Consider the following 18,988-nt stretch of genomic DNA (forward strand, 5'->3'; position numbering starts at 1 on the left):
AGCAGGGTCTATTCGCGTGCTGCTGCTGTGGTAGCAACGCGTGAGGCGATGAGCACCCACGCCAGCACCCACACGCAGCCGGCAAGAGCGACGATCGCCAACGCTGCCTCGGTGAGGAACACGCTCGCCACGCCAGCGACGATGAGCCCGGCACCGGCCACATACATATACCGTGCTGCTGCCCGATGCCCAGTCGTCCACGCCTCGTCGGACTCCATCAGCGTCGCTGTCCGCAGGCCCACCCATAGATTGCGCCGAAGGGTTCCCCGCTGCCCTCGGTAGGCGACAGCGACGACGATCACCCCGGCGAGGGCCAGGGAGAGACCTGTGGTGAGCGCGGCGATGAGGTCGGTCATGATCGATCCTGCTCTCGCACACGGGTGGCAGGGCAGAAATCAGTTAGGGCCGCAGGTGACGTCACCGTCGCTCCTTCTGTGTCGGGGATGCACGGGCAGGCTATCAGCCAGAGGACCGACAGCGAGGCGTACCGGCTTGTGCGCACACGCTAGAATGTCTGCCGATGACTGAGGCAATCGCACTGACTGAACCGGAAGCCGGCAACCGCACCCGCACCTATGAGGTCAAGACCTATGGGTGTCAGATGAACGTGCACGATTCCGAACGGCTCTCCGGTCTCCTCGACGACGCCGGATACGTCCGTGCCGATGCCGGCGACCAGGCCGACATCGTCGTCTTCAACACCTGTGCTGTGCGCGAGAACGCCGACAACCGCCTCTACGGAAACCTCGGCCGGCTCGCCCAGGTCAAGGAACAGCGCCCGGATCTGCAGATCGCCGTCGGCGGGTGCATGGCCCAGAAGGACCGCGACACCATCGTCAAGCGCGCACCGTGGGTCGATGTCGTCTTCGGCACCCACAACATGGGTTCACTGCCGGCTCTGCTCGACCGGGCACGGCACAACAAGGAAGCTCAGGTCGAGATCCTCGAAAGCCTTGACGTCTTCCCCTCAACTCTGCCGACAACCCGCGAATCGACGCATTCGGGCTGGGTGTCGATCTCGGTCGGCTGCAACAACACCTGCACCTTCTGCATCGTCCCGGCACTGCGCGGCAAGGAGAAGGACCGCCGTCCCGGCGACATCCTCGCCGAAGTCGAAGCACTCGCAGCAGACGGCATCACCGAGGTGACCCTGCTGGGCCAGAACGTCAACTCCTACGGCGTTGAGTTCCGCGACCGCGGAGCCTTCGCCAAATTGCTGCGCGCCGTCGGCGCCGTGGAGGGCATCGAACGGGTCCGCTTCACCAGCCCCCACCCGGCAGCGTTCTCCGACGACGTCATTGCCGCCATGGCCGAGACCCCAGCCGTTATGCCGCAGCTGCACATGCCGCTGCAGTCCGGCTCCGACCGCATCCTTAAAGCGATGCGCCGGTCCTACCGGACCAGCCGGTTCCTCAACATCCTCGACAAGGTCCGCGACGCGATCCCGCACGCCGCCATCACCACCGACATCATCGTCGGCTTCCCCGGAGAGACCGAAGAGGACTTCCAGGCCACGATGGACGTCGTGCGCCGCGCTCGCTTCAGCCAGGCCTTCACCTTCCAGTACTCGATCCGGCCCGGTACACCGGCAGCGACGATGGACAACCAGGTGCCCAAGGAGGTCGTCCAGGAGCGCTTCGAACGCCTCGTCGCCCTCCAGGACGAAATCGCCTGGGACGAGAACCGCAAGCTCATCGGCACCGACGTCAACGTGCTCGTCACCAAAACCGGCGATGCCGAGCACGGCCGGATGACCGGCCGTGCCGAAGACAACCGGCTCGTCCACGTGCGCATCGACCCCGCAGCCCAGGACGTCCGCCCCGGTGACGTCGTCTCGACAACGGTGACCGAGGCCAAGCCGTACTTCCTCATCGCCGATGCCGCCTACACGATCCGCCGCACCCGCTCCGGAGACGCCTGGGACCGCAGCCAGGCAGACAGCTGCGGTGCAACCGCCGGCCCGGCAGCAGGGCCGGCCGGACCGACCTCGCTGGGCATGCCGACGATCCGCACCCGCAGCTGAGATGAGCCCCGCCGACCGCACGGCCCAGCCCGTCACGCCGGTCATCAACATCGTCGGCGCCACCGCCACCGGCAAATCCGACCTCGCTGTCGCACTCGCCCAGAAGCTTGGCGGGGAGATCATCAACGCTGATGCCATGCAGTTCTACCGCGGCATGGACATCGGCACAGCCAAGCTGCCCGTCGCTGAGCGCGGCGGTATCGAACACCACCTCATCGACATCCTCGACGTCACCGAAGACGCCTCCGTCGCAGACTTCCAGACCCGCGCCCGGGGGATCATCGCCGACCTGCAGGCACGTAATCTGGTGCCGATCCTCGTCGGCGGTTCCGGACTGTACGTGCGTGCGGCCACCGATGTCATGACCTTCCCCGGCACCGACCCGGCTCTTCGCGCGCGACTCGAAGACGAAGCCGTTACACACGGTCCGGCAGGCCTGCACGACAGGCTCGCCGCACTTGACCCAGCCGCCGCAGCGAAGATCACCACCGGTGACACCCGGCGGATCGTCCGCGCCCTGGAGGTCATCGAACTGACCGGCCAGCCCTTCACCGCCCACCTGCCCCGCTACGCATACGCCATGCCGACCGTGCAGATCGGCTTGGCCGAAGACCGGTCCGTGCTCAACGAACGCATCGCCGCCCGCGTGGAGAGGATGTGGGAAGCCGGATGGGTCGACGAGGTCACCCGCCTGTTCGATGCGGGACTGCGGGAGGGCCGCACCGCCTCCCAGGCGATCGGCTACGCCCAGATCATCGACTACCTCGACGGCAGGATGAGCGCCGAGGCGGCAGTCGAGTCGACGATCATCCGCACGCGGCAGTTCGCCAAACGTCAGCTGACCTGGTTCCGCCGCGATGAGCGCATCCAGTGGCTCGACGCCACCGATCCCGAGCTGGTTGAGAAGGCCGAAGCGCTGCACCGGCAGTGCTATGCTCACGGTGCCGAGACGCTGCCGGCTGAAAGGGAGCCACGCCGATGACCGACGCTCACGCCGCAGACCACACTGCCGCACCGCCGGCCCTGTTGACCGGGCATGGCACCGCCAATGACTTCGTGTTCCTCTATGATCCCGCCGGCGAACAGGACCTCAATGCCGACCAGGTCGCACTCCTGTGCAACCGGCACACCGGCATCGGCGCCGACGGCCTCATCCGCGTCATCCGCTGCACGTCAGCCGGCATCCCCGAAGCGGTCACGGCTGCTGAGGCCGGAGCCGAATGGTTCATGGACTACCGCAACGCCGACGGCTCCATCGCCGAGATGTGCGGCAACGGCGTGCGCGCCTTCGCCCACTACCTGCGCAGCTACGATCTCGCCGCCGACCCCCAGACACTGCCGGTCGGCACCCGCGCCGGCGTCAAGACTGTGACGATCGAACCGGATCCGACAGGCGAATCCGACGTCTGGTACCGCGTCGACATGGGCCGGTGGCAGCTGCCCGGCTCCGGTAATGGAGGCGCGGACACGCTGGTGCTCACCCGCGGCATCGACGTCGCCCGGCCGGGCCTAGACGTCGATATGGGCAACCCGCACACCGTCGTCGCGCTCGCCTCAGCCGAGGAGCTCGCCGCAGCCGAACTCACCTCAGCCCCGCAGCTCAACCCCGACCCGCCGGCCGGGGCCAACATCGAATACATCGTCATCGAACCCGACGGCGACGGCGACCCGACAACCGGCAGCCTGCGCATGCGCGTGTTCGAACGCGGCGTCGGTGAAACCCTGGCCTGCGGCACCGGAGCATGCGCAGCCGCCCTGGCAGCCCACCACTGGGCTGGAGCCCAGGGCCCGATCCAATGGCTGGTCGATCAGCCTGGCGGCACTGTGCGCATCGACGTCAACGGCCACCAGGTCAGCCTGACCGGACCGGCTGAACTCACCGCCGCGATCGAACTGTCCGAACAGCTCAAGGCGCGCATGCGCCGGCTGCTCTGAACCGCCTCGGGAACGGCCGACCGACCAGCCGGCCGCTCAGTCGGCCAGACGCTCGATCCGCAGGATCCGGAAGCCCTTCGACGTCGTCGTCCGCTCCACGGCATACGCATCGCCGAGCTCGCCGCGCAGCCAGGTGAGCAGCGAATCGGCACCGAGCTTCTTGGCCACCACGAGCCACGCCTCACCGCCGACGGCTAGGCGGGGCAGCCACGTGAGCAGCAGCTCGTGCAGCACCGCCTTGCCGACCCGGATCGGCGGATTCGAATAGATCGCAGCGAACCGCACCTCAGGCGGGATCTCCTCAGCGGTGACCGCACGGATCGAGCCCAGCCCCAGGTCGGCGGCATTGCGGCGGACGAGGTCGAGGGCGCGCTCATTGACGTCGAGCGCCCAGATGCGCGGGTGCGTGCCGGCAGCAGCGCCGGTGAGGGCAGTGTGGATGGCGACCGGCCCCCAGCCGCAGCCCAGATCGAGCACATCGCCGTCAGGCGGATCGGGGATCTCGTCGAGCAGCACACGCGTGCCGGTGTCGAGATGACCGGGGGAGAAGACCCCGGCAGCCGTCGCGACGCTCAGGTCGCGACCCGCCAAGCGCACATCGATGGTGCGCAGCTGCGCGTTGCTGGCCGGCTGGGCGGAGAAGTAGTGCTCATTCATCGCCACCATCCTACGGGGCGCGCAGGCCGCAGACGTCGCTGCCGTGTGGAACAATAGAAGACCGCCAGAGAAGAAATGAGGACGATGCCAAGCGATACCCATCGCCGTCACCCCGCAGACGAGACCACCCCAGCCGTCGACGCCGGCCAGCCAGCAGAGACCGAGCGCAGCCGCGAAGACGCGATGATCGACCGGATCCTCTCCCGCGGCGGCTCTGCACTGACCGACGAGGACCGCGTCCACCAGGACGACAGCCAGTTCGATGCTCTCGAGCGTGAGGCGCTGCGCCGCGTCTCCGGGCTCTCAACCGAACTCGAAGACGTCACCGAGGTCGAATACCGGCAGCTGCGCCTAGAGAAGGTCGTGCTCGCCGGCATCTGGACGCGCGGGACCGCCGCCGAGGCGGAGGAATCGCTGCGTGAGCTCGCCTCGCTTGCCGAGACGGCCGGCTCGACCGTGCTCGACGGTGTGCTGCAGCGCCGCGACCACCCGGACCCGGGCACCTACCTGGGACGCGGCAAAGCCCAAGAACTGGCCGGCATCGTCGCCGCCGTCGGCGCTGACACCGTCATCGTCGACACCGAGCTGGCGCCTAGCCAGCGGCGCGGGCTGGAGGATGTCATCAAGGTCAAGGTCATCGACCGGGTCGCGCTCATCCTCGACATCTTCGCCCAGCATGCCAAGAGCCGCGAAGGCAAAGCCCAGGTCGAACTCGCCCAGCTCGAATATCTCCTGCCGCGCCTGCGCGGCTGGGGCGAGTCGATGTCCCGTCAGGCCGGTGGCCGGGTTGCCGGCGGTGAGGGCATCGGCTCCCGCGGTCCCGGTGAGACGAAGATCGAACTCGACCGCCGCCGCATCCGCACCCGGATGGCCAAGCTGCGCCGCCAGATCGCCGATATGACCCCGGCCCGGGAGACGAAGCGCGCCAACCGGCAGCGCCACCAGGTGCCGGCCGTAGCGATCGTCGGCTACACCAACGCCGGGAAGTCCTCCCTGCTCAACCGGCTCACCGACGCCGATGTCATGGTCCGCAACGAGCTCTTCGCCACCCTGGACCCCACGGTGCGGCAGGCGACGACCGAGGACGGCCGCGAGTTCACGTTCACCGACACCGTCGGGTTCGTGCGCAATCTGCCGCATCAGCTCGTCGAAGCCTTCCGCTCCACACTGGAGGAGGCGACGTTCGCCGATGTGCTCATGCACGTCGTCGACGCCGCCCACCCGGACCCGCACGGACAGCTGGCAGCCGTGCGCGAGGTGCTCGCCGAGGCCGACACCGATGACATCGCCGAGCTCATCGTCTTCAACAAGTCCGATCTCGCCGACCCGGATGTGCTCACCGGCCTGCTCGCCCGCTATCCGGAGGCCGTCGCCGTCTCCGCAGCGACCGGCGAGGGGATCGGTGAGTTGCGCGAGCGGCTGGCCGAGCTGCTGCCGGCACCCGATCACGAGGTGACGGTGCTGATCCCGTATGACCGCGGCGACCTCGTCTCCCGCATCCACGACGAGGGCACCGTGCTCGTCGAGAAGCACCTGCCGGAAGGCACCGCTGTGCAGGCGAAGGTCGACGCCGACCTGCTCGCAGCCTTGGAGGAGTTCCGCAAGCCGGACATGTTCGCCGGCCAGGAGCACCTCCCGGCAGACACCGACACCGGAGCTGAGTCCGAAGCCGGGGCGGGAGCCGCCGCCGGCCACCGCGCATGAGCCGGATTCCGCCGCTGCTGGAGACCGCGGTCTCAGCACTGGGCGGGTCACCGCGCCGCGGACAGCAGGACATGGCCGAGGCAGTCGGAGCCGCACTCGACAACGGCTCCCACCTCCTCGTCCAAGCCGGCACCGGCACCGGCAAGTCGCTGGCCTACCTCGTCCCAGCCGTCGAATACGCCGTGCGCACCGGTGAGCGCGTCGTCGTCTCCACCGCCACCCTGGCCCTGCAGGCCCAGATCATCGACCGCGACCTGCCGCGCCTGGTCAAGGCGATCAAGGGCGAGCTCGACGCACGGCCGCGTGCCGCCGTGCTCAAAGGACGGCGCAACTACCTGTGCAAGCACAAACTCGACGGCGGCTACCCCGACGACGGGGACACCACGCTGTTCGACCTCGGCGCCGACGGTGCCGCCCACCGCGGCGGTTCGGGAATCACCGCGCTGGGGGAGGAGATCCAGCGCATCCGCTCCTGGGAGCGGACCACCGACACCGGGGACCGCGACGACCTCACCCCCGGTGTCTCCGACCGCGCCTGGGCGCAGGTGTCGGTCAACTCCTTCGACTGCCTGGGCAGCAAGTGCCCGATGTTCGAGGAGTGCTTCGCCGAGCGCGCCAAGATCCGGGCCAGCGAGGCCGACGTCGTGGTGACCAACCATGCGCTGCTGGCCATCGACTCCTTCGGCGAAGCCAACGTCCTGCCCGAGCACGGTGCCGTCATCGTAGACGAGGCCCACGAACTGCGCGACCGGGTGACGAACGCACTGACCGGCTCGCTGACCGTCACGATGCTCAACGCGGCGGCCTCCTCGGCACGCAAGCACACCTCGGCGCAGGAATCGAGCATCGAGAACCTCACGAGTGCTGCCAGTGCACTCGAACGCGCCCTCGAACACGCCAACGAGGGACTCATCGTGCGCTGGCCCGAGGATCTCGCCGTCGCGGTGCGCCAGATCCGGGATGCCGCCAGCCGGCTGCTGTCGGACACCAACGGAAACGAGGCCAAGGACGCCGACGCCGGCCGGCAGATGGCACGTGCCCGCGTGCAGGAGGTCTTCGACCTCGCCGAGCGGATGGCTGAACCGGACAACAACGACGTCTCCTGGGTCAACCGCAGCACCTTCCGCGAGACCACCACCACCTCGCTCGTCGTCGCTCCGCTCAGCGTGGCCGGCACGATGCGCAACGGGCTCTTCTCCGAAGCCACCGTCATCGCCACCTCGGCGACCCTGGCCCTGGGCGGGAAGTTCGAACCTGTCGCCGCCTCGCTCGGACTCGCCGGGCCCGAGGCGCCGGCCTACGACGCGATCGACGTCGGCTCCCCGTTCTCCTACGACAAACAGGGGATCCTCTACGTCGCGGGCCACCTGCCCCGGCCCGGCAGGGGAGGGCTGAGTGAGGAGACTCTGAAGGAGCTGCGCGAACTCGTCGCAGCCTCCGGCGGTGGCACCCTCGGACTGTTCTCCTCGAAGAGCGCAGCCGAACAGGCCGCCACCGAGCTGCGCGAACACCTGCCCATGCCGATACTCCTGCAGGGCGAGGACACCCTCTCAGCCCTCGTCTCCCGGTTCGCAGCCGAACCCGACACCTGCCTGTTCGGCACCATGTCGCTGTGGCAGGGCGTCGACGTGCCCGGGCGGACCTGCCGGCTCGTCGTCATCGACCGGATCCCCTTCCCACGCCCAGACGACCCGCTCGCACTCGCCCGCACCCATGCCGCAGCCCAGCGCGGCGCCAACGGGTTCATGACGGTCAGCGCCACCCATGCCGCACTGCGCCTGGCGCAGGGAGCCGGGCGGCTCATCCGCTCCGTGCAGGACCAGGGTGTTGTCGCCGTGCTCGACTCCCGGCTGCGCACTGCCGGCTACGCAGGTTTCCTGCTCGCTTCCCTGCCGCCGATGTGGCGCACCGACAACCCGGCTCTCGTCCGCGATGCGCTCAGCCGGCTGGCACCCAGCGGCGAGGACTGATCCTGCCGGTGAGCTGATACGGCACAGACGACTGCGGCGCCCGGTCCGAAGACCAGGCGCCGCAGTGCTGTGTTGCAGGTGGGTTCAGACGCGGCGGATGACCGCGACGACGATGCCCATGATCGTGGCGTAGGTGCCGTCGATGGGGTCGTAGTCCTTGTTCTCCGGCAGCAGCCACTGCACACCGTCACGGCGCTGCAGCCGCTTGACGGTAGCCTCATCGTCGAGGAGGGCCGCGACGATCTCACCGTTCTCAGCAGTCGGCTGCTTGCGCACGACGACCCAGTCGCCGTCGCAGATCGCAGCTTCGATCATCGAGTCGCCGACGACATTGAGCAGGAACAGCTCACCGCTGCCGACCACCTGGCGCGGCAGCGAGAAGACGTCCTCGACCGATTCCTCGGCCAGCACAGGCCCGCCGGCAGCGATGCGGCCGAGCACCGGCACCTGGGCCAGGTTCGACGATTCGATGAACGCCTCTTCGACAGCCTTGGCAGCCTCGTCGCCGGGATTGACGATCTCAATGGCGCGCGGCCGGCGCGGGTCGCGGCGCAGGTAGCCGAGGCGCTCAAGCTGGGCGAGCTGATGGGCCACGCTGGAGAGCGAGGCCAGCCCGGCAGCCTTGCCGATCTCGCGCATGCTCGGCGGGTAGCCGTTGTCGATGACGGCCTGTTCGATGGTCTGCAGGACGATCTTCTGGCGGGGAGTCAGACGCCGGTCGTCGGCACCGACCATGTTGAGCGAGTCCTCGGCGTCGATTCCCCGACGAGCGCGGAACTCCTCGATCTCGGAGATGATGTCCTCGTTGCGGGGACGTCCCCGCCCTCTCTTCTTCTGTTCGGCCATTGCTTCCCCCGTGTGCAGTCGAGCGTCGTTCCTGGTCAGCGAGCGATGTCAGTGCCTGGTGACAGTCTTACCATCAGACCCGCGAACTTCCGTTCGAATCCATTTTCGCACAGATGTTCGCAGGGACTGGACATTTCTTCGAATATGTCCTTAAATAGTACATGTGTTCGAGTCTCCGGTCTGACGGAGGGAAGCCGGCAGGCCGGAGACTCAGCGCAACAGCCTGCTAGGGAAGACAGGATCTGAGGAGGACACCATGAGCACAGCAGCGATGAACGCGTGGAGCCGCGCCGGTGCAGAACACCGCACGTGGAGGCTGACCCCGCGGGGCAAGCAGGGTCTGCGTCTGCTGCGCACCATCGCGATGGCAGCCGTCATCGCCGGTGCCGCAGCACTGCTGGTGCTCATGGTGCGTCCTCAGCAGGCCATCGGCAGCGCCGAGCCGGTCGTCCCGGCCGACACCGTCGTCGTCGAACAGGGCCAGTCACTGTGGACCATCGCCACCGAGGCGACCGGCAGTGGCGACCCGCGCGATACGATGCAGGCGATCATCGAGATGAATGGCCTGGAAACCTCAGTCGTCCACCCCGGTCAGGAACTTGAGGTCCCTGCTCGATAGACTGGTGCGGTGCTAACGCTCAGTGATCTTCCGCTCAGAGACGACCTGCGCGGCAAAGAGCCCTACGGGGCGCCGCAACTGGCCGTCGACGTCGCTCTCAACGTCAACGAGAACTCCCATCCGGTGCCGCCGGCCGTCGTCGATGCCGTGCGCCGTGCCGTTGATGCGCAGCTGAGCGGCCTCAACCGCTACCCCGACCGGGAATTCACTCGCCTGCGTGAGCTGCTGCTGACCTATGTGCAGGAATTCTCCCGTCGCCAGTCGGCCGACGGATCGACACCAGCTGACTTCCTCACTGCCGACTGGCTGTGGGCAGCCAACGGCTCGAACGAGGTCCTGTCCCATATCCTGCAGGTGTTCGGCGGGCCCGGACGCACCGCACTCGGCTTCGTGCCGAGCTACTCGATGCACCCGCTCATCACCCAGTCGACCGGAGCCCGCTGGATCGCCGTCGACCGGGGAGAGGGTTTCAGCCTCAGCGCCGAGACTGCGGCTGCAGCCGTGCGCGAGCACCAGCCCGACGTGGTGTTCCTGTGCACGCCGAACAACCCCACAGGCGGGGGACTGTCCGCCGAGGTCATCGAAGCGGTGCTGGCAGCCAGCACCGGCATCGTCATCGTCGACGAGGCCTACGCGGAATTCGCCCGGCCCGGATACACCACCGCCGTGCATCTGCTGCGCGAGAACCCGCGCCTGGTCGTCTCACGCACGATGAGCAAGGCCTTCGCCTTCGCCGGCGTGCGCCTCGGATACGCCATCGCACACCCGGCCGTAACCGACGCGCTGCGTCTTGTGCGCCTGCCATATCACCTCTCGGCCCTGACCCAGGCCGCAGCCTGCGCCGCACTGGAGCACACCCCGGTGCTGCTCGACAACGTCGAAGCACTCATCGCCGAGCGCGACCGCATGGTCACCGCGCTGAGCGAGCTCGGCTTCGACGTCGCGGAGACCGATGCGAACTTCGTGCTCTTCGGCGGCGTGTCCGACACTAGACTGCTGTGGCAGCGCCTGCTCGACGCCGGCGTGCTCATCCGCGATATCGGCATTCCCGGACACCTGCGCGTCAACGCGGGCACCACCGAGGAGACCACCGCTTTCATCGAGGCCATCAGCGCCATCGTCGCCGCCCACCCTGAGACCCTGGAGAACCTATGACAGGCCGCACCGCCACCTCCACCCGCCGCACCAGCGAATCGAATGTCGAGGTCACCATCAACCTCGACGGCTCCGGTCAGGCTGACATCTCGACGACCGTGCCGTTCTTCGACCACATGCTCACCGCACTGGCCAAGCACTCGCTGTGCGACCTGACCGTCAACGCCTCCGGCGACACCCACATCGACGTCCACCACACCGTCGAGGACACCGCCATCGTCATCGGCGACGCCATGCGCGAGGCACTGGGGGACAAGGCCGGCATCCGCCGCTACGGCGATGCCGCCGTGCCGCTGGACGAAGCCCTGGCGCACTGCGTCATCGACATCTCCGGCCGCCCCTACTTCGTCCACACCGGCGAACCCGAAGGTCAGCAGTACCACCTCATCGGCGGGCACTTCACCGGCTCGATGGTCGGACATGCCCTCGAATCGCTGTCGGTCCACGCCGGTATCACCGCCCACCTGCGGCTGCTGGCCGGCCGGGACCCGCACCACATCGCCGAGGCCCAGTTCAAGGCCTTCGCACGCGCGCTGCGCACCGCGCTCGAAGACGACCCCCGCACCACCGCCGTGCCGAGCACAAAGGGAGCCCTGTGAGCCGCACTGTCATCGTCACCCCGTTCGGCCGCGCCGAACAGCTTGCCGCCGCATGCACCCTGTCCGACATCCACTGCGATGTCGTGCCGGTCGGCAGCTTCTCAGCCATCGTGCTCGACGACACGAGCATCGCTGAGGGCAATGACGTGGCTGCGACGATCTCGAAGCTCTCCGGCAAGCACGAAGTCCTCATGCTCGCCCGCAACGACGAGCAGATCGACGCCGGGCACTTCCGCAACGGCAGCCGCGAAGCCGACGTGCCGGCAGGACTTGCGCTGACGAACCTTCCAGCCGAGGTCGAGAAGCTGCTGTTGGAGACCATCGCACCGCGCGACATCGACGGCCATCTCGACACCTCGAAGATGTCCAAGCTCGAAGCCAGCAAAGCCACGATGACCCCGGCCCGTGAGGCACTCGCCCGCACCGCGCTGCTGTGGATGGTAGTCGCCTTCCTCGCCCTCGTCGGCATCGTCGCCAGCTTCATCGGCGTCTTCAACGGCAGCATGGTCGCCTGGGCCGGCGTCGTCATCGCCGCCATCGCCCTGGGAGTCTCCATCCAGCGCATCAGCAGAGTGCTCGGAGCCGCACGGACATGAGCGCCGACATCGTCGTCCTCGACTACGGCGCAGGCAACGTCCATTCCGCCCTGCGCGCCGTCGAACGCGCTGGAGCCACCGCGCAGCTCACCGACGACCTCGACCGTGCCGCGACCGCGGACGGGCTGCTCGTCCCCGGCGTCGGCGCCTTCGCCGCCGTCATGGACGCACTCGAATCCGCCGGTGCTGTCGAGGTCATCCGCACCCGGCACCGCGAACAGCGCCCGATGCTCGGGATCTGCGTCGGCATGCAGGTGCTCTACACCTCGGGTACCGAACACGGTCTCACCACTGCAGGCATCGGGCTGTGGGAGGGCAACGTCACCCGCCTCGATGCCCCCGTGCTGCCGCACATGGGCTGGAACACGGTCGCTGCGGCCCCAGGCAGCCAGATGTTCGCCGGCATCGCCGGCGAACGGTTCTACTTCGTCCACACCTACGCAGCCACCGAAGCCCCGGCCGAAGCCGCCGTCACCACGTGCACGCTGGACAGCCCGTTCATCGCCGCCGTCGAAGACGGCACCACCTGGGCCACACAGTTCCACCCCGAGAAGTCCGGTCACGCAGGCACGACCCTGCTGGCCAACTGGATTCAGGCGCTGAGCGCAGCGCAGAAATGAAAGAAGAGGTCATGTCACAGCTCGCAAGTGAACCCGCCCTGACACTGCTGCCGGCAGTCGACGTCTCCAACGGCACCGCCGTGCGCCTGGTCAAGGGAGAAGCCGGCACCGAAACCGACTACGGCAACCCCGTCGAAGTCGCCCAGCAGTTCGAGGACGGCGGAGCCGAATGGATCCACCTCGTCGACCTCGATGCCGCGTTCGGCCGCGGCACCAACTACCCGCTGCTCAAGCAGGTGACGAAGGCCGTCTCGATCAAGGTCGAGCTCTCCGGCGGCATCCGCGACACCGAAACGCTCGAGCGTGCCCTCGACACCGGCGCCGAACGCGTCAACATCGGCACCGCAGCGCTGGAGAACCCCAGCTGGACGGCCGAGGTCATCGCCGCCTACGGCGACCGGATCGCCATCGGCCTCGACGTGCGCGGTACGACCCTGGCCGCCCGCGGCTGGACCAAGGAGGGCGGCGACCTCTACGAGATCCTCGCCCAGCTCGAGGAAGCCGGCTGCAGCCGCTACGTCGTCACCGACGTCAACAAGGACGGAACACTGCAGGGACCGAACACCGAACTGCTTCGCGACATCGCCTCGCGCACCGACAAGCCGATCGTCGCCTCCGGAGGCGTCTCCAGCCTCGATGACCTGCGCGCCATCCGCGAACTCGTGCCCCTCGGCGTGGACTCAGCCATCGTCGGCAAGGCCCTCTACGCCGGCAAATTCACCCTCCAGGAAGCTCTCGAAGTCGCAGGACGCTGATGACCGATCCGCAGCCGGGCAGCCGTCCGCTGCCACCGCACATCGCAGCAGGCGGCGCCGACTCGGCAGGCATCCCATGGGAGGGCCGCGACCTCAAGCCCAATCCCTTCTCCGGTGACACAGGAGAAGCCGATGAGAGCCTGCTGAGCGCGCTCCAGGCGGTGGCAGCCGCGCCCTTGGACCCGCAGCGCCACCGCGATGTCCTCGCGGCGCTTGCACAGGTGCGCATCTACGCACCCGTCGTGCCGGCAGCTGTCGAGCACACTGTCGACGAGCGCGGGCACGTCCACGACAACAAGTCGGAGATGGCGATGGTGCGCCTGGCTGCCGAAGACGGCCGGGAGTGCACCCCGGCATTCACCGACATCCCCACCCTGACCCAGTGGGCCGATGAGGCCCGCCCAGTGCCGATCGAAAGCGAACGGCTGTGTGTCGCCGCGATCGAAGAGGACTCCCAGCTCGTGGTCATCGACCCCGGCAGCCCACACGCCTTCCTGCTGCGCCGCACCGCCCTGTGGTCCTTCGTCCAAGGACACAACTGGCATCCGGCGTGGGCCGATCAGCGAGTGGCCAAAGCCGCAGGAGCGGCAGCCGCCGGCAGCGACTTCATCGCGGCTGTCGGCGTGCAGCCCGGCAGCGGCAGCGTCCATGTCTCCGGCCCGGAGATCCGGCTCGTCCTCAGAGTCAGCCGACGACCCGAGCAGGCGGAGCTGGCGGCCTTCCAGCAGAAGCTGAGCGCACACGAGGAGTTCGTCAGCCTCGTCGACTCGCTGGCGATCACACTCACCGCAGCCGAACCCAGCCGGAACTGAGCCGACCGGCACACAAGCGCACACACCCAGCAGCCGATAGGCTGGGACGGATCATCAGACGGGGGAGAAGAATCGTGAGCCGATCATTCACCATCGGTATTGCCGGCGGCACCGGCAGCGGAAAGACGACGCTGACACGCGCGCTCATCGAGCGCTTCGCCGGACAGACCTCCGTGATCTATCACGACAACTACTACAAGCAGCATGACGGGCTCAGCTACGACGAGCGGGCCGCGCTGAACTTCGACTCTCCCGACGCGTTCGACACCGCCCTCATGATCGCGCAGCTGCGCACTCTCATCAGCGGGCAGGCCATCGACTGCCCTGTCTACGACTTCGCCGACCACAACCGCTCGTCAGAGACCATCCGCATCGAACCGGCACCGGTCCTCATCGTCGAAGGCATCCTCATCTTCTCCGAACCGGAGCTGGCTGACCTGCTCGACATCAAGCTGTTCGTCGACACCGATGCCGATGTGCGGATCCTGCGCCGGATCAAACGCGATGTCATCGAACGCGGCCGCACCCTCGAATCGGTCGAGCAGCAGTACCTCAAGACGGTCAAGCCGATGCATGAGCTCTACGTCGAACCAGCCAAGCGCCGTGCCGACCTCATCGTGCCCGAAGGCGGACACAACCTCGTCGCCCTCGACATGCTCATCCGGCACATCGACAGCAGCATCGGATCGTCAGCCCCGGCCAGCTGAGGCGGCTGCCGGGAGACACGAAGCGGGGCCGGTGCCAGGATCTCTCCTGGACACCGGCCCCGCCATCATTCACCGCAGGCCGTCAGCGCCTGCACGGTGAGCCGATCAGCTCGGCTTGTTGATGGTGCCGTCGGTGCCGGCGTTCTCCTTCTGCGCAGCACGCACGACGTTCTCGACACGAGCGCCGAGGTCAGCGTCGACGTTCTTCCAGTACTGGAAGGCACGCACGAGGATCTCTTCGCTGACTCCGTTGAGCAGGTGACCGGAGATGTTGCCGACCATACGGTCGCGCGCGGCATCGTCCATCACCTCGCGCACGAGTGCGCCTGCCTGCGAGAAGTCGTCGTCATCGTTCCGCAGCGTCGGGGCCGAGCGCATGACGTCGCCGTCGACATCGAGAAGGTTGTTCTCGGTGGTGCGGGAGGCGTCGGCGTGCGGGCCGCCGTAGGAGTTCGGCGCGTAGACCGGCTGGTCCTTCGGGTAGTTCTCGTAGGACATGCTGCCGTCCTTCGAGTAGCTGTGCTTGACAGCGGCCTTCGGACGGTTGACCGGCAGCTGTGCGTAGTTCGCACCGATGCGGTAGCGGTGGATATCGGCGTAGGCGAAGATGCGTCCCATGAGCATCTTGTCCGGGCTCAGGCCGGTACCGGGGACCAGGTTCGACGGTGCGAAGGCAGCCTGCTCGATCTCGGAGAAGAAGTCCTCCGGGTTGCGGTTGAGCTCCATCACGCCGACCTCGGTCAGCGGGTAGTCCTCATGCGGCCAGATCTTGGTGACGTCGAACGGGTTGATGCGGTAGGTCTTCGCATCCTCGTACGGCATGATCTGGACCATCAGACGCCACGACGGGAAGTTGCCGGCCTTGATGGCCTCGAACAGGTCGCGACGGTGGAAGTCTGCATCGATGCCGGCCATCTCATCGGCTTCTTCAGCCGAGAAGCCCTCGTGGCCGTACTTCTCGATGAACTCGTCCTTCTGGTTGGACTTGAAGTGGTACTTCACCCAGTAGCGCTCGCCCTCGGCGTTGACCCACTGGAAGGTGTGGGAGCCGTAGCCGTTCTGCTCGCGCCACGACCGCGGGATGCCGCGATCGCCCATGAGGTAGGTGACCTGGTGGGCCGAGGCCGGAACCTGGGTCCAGAAGTCCCACTGCATGTTGTGATCGCGCAGACCCGAATCGCTCATCCGCTTCTGCGAGTGGATGAAGTCCGGGAACTGGATCGCATCGCGGATGAAGAAGATCGGGGTGTTGTTGCCGACGATGTCGAGGTTGCCCTCGGTGGTGTAGAACTTCACGGCGAAACCGCGGGGATCCCGCCAGGTGTCAGGCGAGCCCTGCTCACCGGCAACGGTCGAGAAGCGGGTGAGCACCTCGGTCTCGGTGCCCGGCTGGAAGACAGCAGCGCGGGTGTACTTCGAGACGTCGTTGGTCACGGTGAACGTACCGAAGGCACCGCCGCCCTTGGCGTGCACAACGCGTTCCGGGACGCGCTCGCGGTTGAAGTGGGCGAGCTTCTCGATGAGGTAGTGATCCTGCAGCAGGATCGGGCCGTTCGGGCCGACGGTCAGCGAGTGCTCATCGCTGCCGACCGGGATGCCGAAGTCATTGGTCGTGAATTTCTCAGTCACACGTCCTCCTGAAGTGAAGCGCCTGCGCGTGTGCACGCCGACGCACATGGGGTTGCGGTGGAGTGGTTGCTTGTTCTAGCCAGCCGACTGCTCGACGGACGCCTTCGCTGCGGGCTGATCAGACTCCGCAGCAGCTGCCTGGCACCGATCGCACAGGCCCCAGTAGACAACCTCGGCCAGCTCTACGGAGAAGCCGAAGTCCTCAGCAGGGTGCATGCACGGCACACCTTCGGTCCGGCACGGCACATCCTGGATGTGATGGCACTTCCGGCACACGAGGTGATGGTGATTGTCGTGCCGCTGCAGCTCATAGCGGGCAGCGACCGACCCAGCAGGATCGATGCAGCGCACCAGATCGGCACGCTCGAAAGCTGAGAGCACGTCGTAGACGGTCTGGTGGGAGACCTTTCCGATGCGCGCCCGGGTGTTCGTCGTGATCTGTTCGACGTCAGGATGATCAGTCCGTTCGGCGAGCACTTCGAAGACCGCCTGGCGCGGTGCGGTCACCCGCAGGCCAGCCGCCCGGATCGTCTCAGCAGGTGTCGGTGAAGACATGCCCTCAGTCTAACAGTTTTTTGGAATGACTCAAGAAATGGTCTGCCGAACTCTGCGTGTCGAGGACGTGAAATCCGCCTGGTCTCCCGGTTTCCTCTCACGGTGTGAGATACACCGGGACGTTTTAGCCGGCAGGCGCGGAATATGCCGCCTCGGACATGTCTTCGCAGATGAACTCGTTTAGCGTGTCTGGGAACACAGTCCGCTGCTCACCCGCTCACCCCAGGAGCCCCCATGTCCACGTCCACCCAGACGCCTGAGAAGCCGGGCATCGGCCAGCGCTTCCTCGACACCGTCGAGCGCATCGGCAACAAACTGCCCGAACCCTTCACCCTGTTCCTCGGCCTCTTCGTCATCACCGGCATCATCTCGACCTTCATGGCGCTCTCCGGCGTCAAGGTCTCCCTGCCCGGCAGCGACGAGGAAGTCGTCATCAAGGGCCTGTTCACCGGTGAGGGCATGGCGTGGTTCACCGCCAACATCGGCGCCAACTACGTCGGCTTCCCGCCGCTGGCCACCGTGCTGCCCCTGCTGCTGGCCGTCGGCGTGGCCGAGAAGACCGGCATGCTCGCCGCGCTCGTGCGCATCACCTTCGGCTCCGCCCCGCGCTGGATGCTGCCCTACGCTGTCGCCTTCGTCGGCGTGAGCTTCTCCGTCATGGGCGACTCAGCCTTCATCATCATCCCCCCGCTGGCCGCCCTCGTCTTCAAGGCCGCCGGCCGTCACCCGGTCGCCGGCCTGCTCGGCGGCTTCGCTGCCACCGGCGCCGGCTACTCGACCTCCATCTTCCCGACCTCGCTCGACGCGCTGTTCGCCGGCATCACCACCGCGGTGATGGAGTCGCTGCCCGGCCAGGACTATGCGGCGGTCAACCCGGTCTCGAACTACTTCTTCAACGTCTGCTCGGCCATCGTGCTCTCGCTCATCGCCGGCTTCATTATCGACAAGATCCTCGAACCCCAGCTCGAGCGCACCAAGACCCCGCGCGAGGAGACCGAGGTCGACGAGGACGGCAGCGTCCACTCCCGCGACGACGAGCTCTCGCCCTACCTCGACGCCGGCGAGAAGAAGGCGCTCATCGCCTCAGGCATCGCCACCGTGCTGCTGGCAGCCCTGCTGCTCTTCGCCTTCCTCATCCCGGCCTCGCCGTGGCGCAACGACGAGGGCGGCTTCCTGCCGACCTCACCGCTGCTCGACTCGATCGTGTTCATCGTGTTCATCGTCTTCTTCACCAACGGCGTCGTCTACGGCATCGTGTCGAAGGCGATCACGAAGATGAACGACATCGTCACGATGATGGGCCAGGCGCTGGGGGACATGATGTCCTTCCTCGTGCTGGCGTTCATCCTCGGGCAGTTCATCGCCCTGTTCAACTGGACCGGCATCGGCTCCTGGACCGCCGTCAAGGGCGCTGCGGCACTCGAGGCGATGGAGCTGACCGGCTTCGTGGCGATCATCGGCTTCGTCGCACTCGCCTCCTGCCTCAACCTGCTCATCATCTCCGGATCCTCGCTGTGGACGCTCATGGCCGCCGTCTTCGTCCCGATGTTCGCCCTCATCGGCTACGAACCGGCCTTCACTCAGGCGGCCTTCCGCGTCGGCGACTCCGCCACCCAGATCATCACCCCGCTCAACCCGTACATGATCGTGCTGCTGGGACTCATGCGCCGCTACCAGCCCGACGCCGGCATCGGCACCCTGATGTCGCGCATGCTGCCCTTCGTCATCCCGTTCTGGCTCGCCTGGCTCGGCATGCTGGCCCTGTGGTTCTTCCTCGACCTGCCGCTGGGACCGGGCAACCCGATC

19 protein-coding genes are annotated in these 18,988 nt (G+C 67.1%); 14 read left to right on the top strand and 5 right to left on the bottom strand.

Annotation, left to right across the window (positions count from 1 at the left end; translation table 11 throughout):
- Nucleotides 1-8: 8 nt before the first annotated feature.
- The gene (locus M3C25_RS09195) at nucleotides 9-356 is read right to left on the bottom strand and encodes an SdpI family protein (RefSeq protein ID WP_102162631.1); all 348 of its coding nucleotides are present in this window, start codon (nucleotides 354-356) and stop codon (nucleotides 9-11) included.
- A 164-nt stretch (nucleotides 357-520) separates the two neighbouring features.
- Here M3C25_RS09195 and miaB point away from each other — a divergent pair, with 164 nt between their 5' ends.
- The 3 genes from miaB to dapF are packed head-to-tail and all read left to right on the top strand — an operon-like array spanning nucleotide 521 to nucleotide 3,958.
- Nucleotides 521-2,023, top strand: coding sequence for a tRNA (N6-isopentenyl adenosine(37)-C2)-methylthiotransferase MiaB (miaB, locus tag M3C25_RS09200; protein ID WP_217007524.1), 1,503 nt, complete (start codon nucleotides 521-523; stop codon nucleotides 2,021-2,023).
- A gap of 1 nt (nucleotide 2,024) precedes the next feature.
- A complete protein-coding gene (miaA, locus tag M3C25_RS09205) occupies nucleotides 2,025-3,005 on the top strand; it encodes a tRNA (adenosine(37)-N6)-dimethylallyltransferase MiaA (protein ID WP_259856042.1) in 981 nt (326 codons plus the stop codon).
- Nucleotides 3,002-3,958: a diaminopimelate epimerase gene (gene dapF, locus M3C25_RS09210; RefSeq protein ID WP_102162634.1), complete on the top strand. Its 957-nt coding sequence runs from the start codon at nucleotides 3,002-3,004 to the stop codon at nucleotides 3,956-3,958. Before miaA ends, dapF begins: the two co-directional genes overlap by 4 nt.
- Nucleotides 3,959-3,994: 36 nt before the next feature.
- Here the strand turns inward: dapF and M3C25_RS09215 are convergent, their stop codons facing one another.
- Complete coding sequence (locus tag M3C25_RS09215) at nucleotides 3,995-4,615, bottom strand: class I SAM-dependent methyltransferase (RefSeq protein WP_102162635.1); 621 nt, start codon at nucleotides 4,613-4,615, stop codon at nucleotides 3,995-3,997.
- Between the two features lie 84 nt (nucleotides 4,616-4,699).
- Between M3C25_RS09215 and hflX the strand changes: the two genes are divergently transcribed.
- Nucleotides 4,700-6,319: a GTPase HflX gene (gene hflX / locus M3C25_RS09220; protein WP_375545113.1), complete on the top strand. Its 1,620-nt coding sequence runs from the start codon at nucleotides 4,700-4,702 to the stop codon at nucleotides 6,317-6,319.
- Nucleotides 6,316-8,289 (top strand): ATP-dependent DNA helicase, encoded by a 1,974-nt coding sequence (locus M3C25_RS09225; protein ID WP_259856049.1) that lies wholly within the window; start codon nucleotides 6,316-6,318, stop codon nucleotides 8,287-8,289. The genes hflX and M3C25_RS09225 overlap by 4 nt, the downstream gene beginning before the upstream one ends.
- A gap of 84 nt (nucleotides 8,290-8,373) precedes the next feature.
- Here the strand turns inward: M3C25_RS09225 and lexA are convergent, their stop codons facing one another.
- Nucleotides 8,374-9,024, bottom strand: coding sequence for a transcriptional repressor LexA (gene lexA, locus M3C25_RS09230; protein ID WP_257995182.1), 651 nt, complete (start codon nucleotides 9,022-9,024; stop codon nucleotides 8,374-8,376).
- Between the two features lie 367 nt (nucleotides 9,025-9,391).
- On the opposite strand from lexA, the gene M3C25_RS09235 reads away from it, so the two are divergent.
- From M3C25_RS09235 to udk, 8 genes are all read left to right on the top strand, one after another.
- Complete coding sequence (locus M3C25_RS09235; RefSeq protein WP_102162638.1) at nucleotides 9,392-9,754, top strand: LysM peptidoglycan-binding domain-containing protein; 363 nt, start codon at nucleotides 9,392-9,394, stop codon at nucleotides 9,752-9,754.
- 9 nt (nucleotides 9,755-9,763) lie between these two features.
- Nucleotides 9,764-10,909, top strand: coding sequence for a histidinol-phosphate transaminase (locus M3C25_RS09240; protein WP_259856050.1), 1,146 nt, complete (start codon nucleotides 9,764-9,766; stop codon nucleotides 10,907-10,909).
- Nucleotides 10,906-11,508: an imidazoleglycerol-phosphate dehydratase HisB gene (gene hisB / locus M3C25_RS09245; RefSeq protein ID WP_102162640.1), complete on the top strand. Its 603-nt coding sequence runs from the start codon at nucleotides 10,906-10,908 to the stop codon at nucleotides 11,506-11,508. Before M3C25_RS09240 ends, hisB begins: the two co-directional genes overlap by 4 nt.
- Nucleotides 11,505-12,104 carry a hypothetical protein gene (locus M3C25_RS09250; RefSeq protein ID WP_259856051.1) on the top strand — a complete coding sequence of 200 codons (600 nt, stop codon included), beginning with the start codon at nucleotides 11,505-11,507 and terminating at the stop codon, nucleotides 12,102-12,104. The genes hisB and M3C25_RS09250 overlap by 4 nt, the downstream gene beginning before the upstream one ends.
- Nucleotides 12,101-12,724: an imidazole glycerol phosphate synthase subunit HisH gene (hisH, locus tag M3C25_RS09255; protein WP_191726891.1), complete on the top strand. Its 624-nt coding sequence runs from the start codon at nucleotides 12,101-12,103 to the stop codon at nucleotides 12,722-12,724. Before M3C25_RS09250 ends, hisH begins: the two co-directional genes overlap by 4 nt.
- A gap of 11 nt (nucleotides 12,725-12,735) precedes the next feature.
- Complete coding sequence (gene priA / locus M3C25_RS09260; RefSeq protein ID WP_170273472.1) at nucleotides 12,736-13,479, top strand: bifunctional 1-(5-phosphoribosyl)-5-((5-phosphoribosylamino)methylideneamino)imidazole-4-carboxamide isomerase/phosphoribosylanthranilate isomerase PriA; 744 nt, start codon at nucleotides 12,736-12,738, stop codon at nucleotides 13,477-13,479.
- The gene (locus M3C25_RS09265) at nucleotides 13,479-14,291 is read left to right on the top strand and encodes an SseB family protein (RefSeq protein WP_259856052.1); all 813 of its coding nucleotides are present in this window, start codon (nucleotides 13,479-13,481) and stop codon (nucleotides 14,289-14,291) included. The genes priA and M3C25_RS09265 overlap by 1 nt, the downstream gene beginning before the upstream one ends.
- A gap of 74 nt (nucleotides 14,292-14,365) precedes the next feature.
- The gene (gene udk / locus M3C25_RS09270; protein WP_259856053.1) at nucleotides 14,366-14,998 is read left to right on the top strand and encodes a uridine kinase; all 633 of its coding nucleotides are present in this window, start codon (nucleotides 14,366-14,368) and stop codon (nucleotides 14,996-14,998) included.
- A gap of 105 nt (nucleotides 14,999-15,103) precedes the next feature.
- On the opposite strand, the gene M3C25_RS09275 is transcribed toward udk, so the two are convergent.
- Both M3C25_RS09275 and M3C25_RS09280 read right to left on the bottom strand, forming a co-directional pair.
- On the bottom strand, nucleotides 15,104-16,627 hold the full coding sequence (locus tag M3C25_RS09275; RefSeq protein WP_259856054.1) for a catalase: 1,524 nt from the start codon (nucleotides 16,625-16,627) through the stop codon (nucleotides 15,104-15,106).
- 75 nt (nucleotides 16,628-16,702) lie between these two features.
- Complete coding sequence (locus M3C25_RS09280; RefSeq protein ID WP_102162647.1) at nucleotides 16,703-17,182, bottom strand: Fur family transcriptional regulator; 480 nt, start codon at nucleotides 17,180-17,182, stop codon at nucleotides 16,703-16,705.
- 234 nt (nucleotides 17,183-17,416) lie between these two features.
- On the opposite strand from M3C25_RS09280, the gene M3C25_RS09285 reads away from it, so the two are divergent.
- On the top strand, nucleotides 17,417-18,988 hold a 1,572-nt coding region (locus M3C25_RS09285; RefSeq protein ID WP_259856055.1), incomplete at its 3' end, for an AbgT family transporter.

Origin of the sequence: Brevibacterium luteolum, from assembly GCF_025147615.1 — a bacterium.
Taxonomy (GTDB): domain Bacteria; phylum Actinomycetota; class Actinomycetes; order Actinomycetales; family Brevibacteriaceae; genus Brevibacterium; species Brevibacterium luteolum.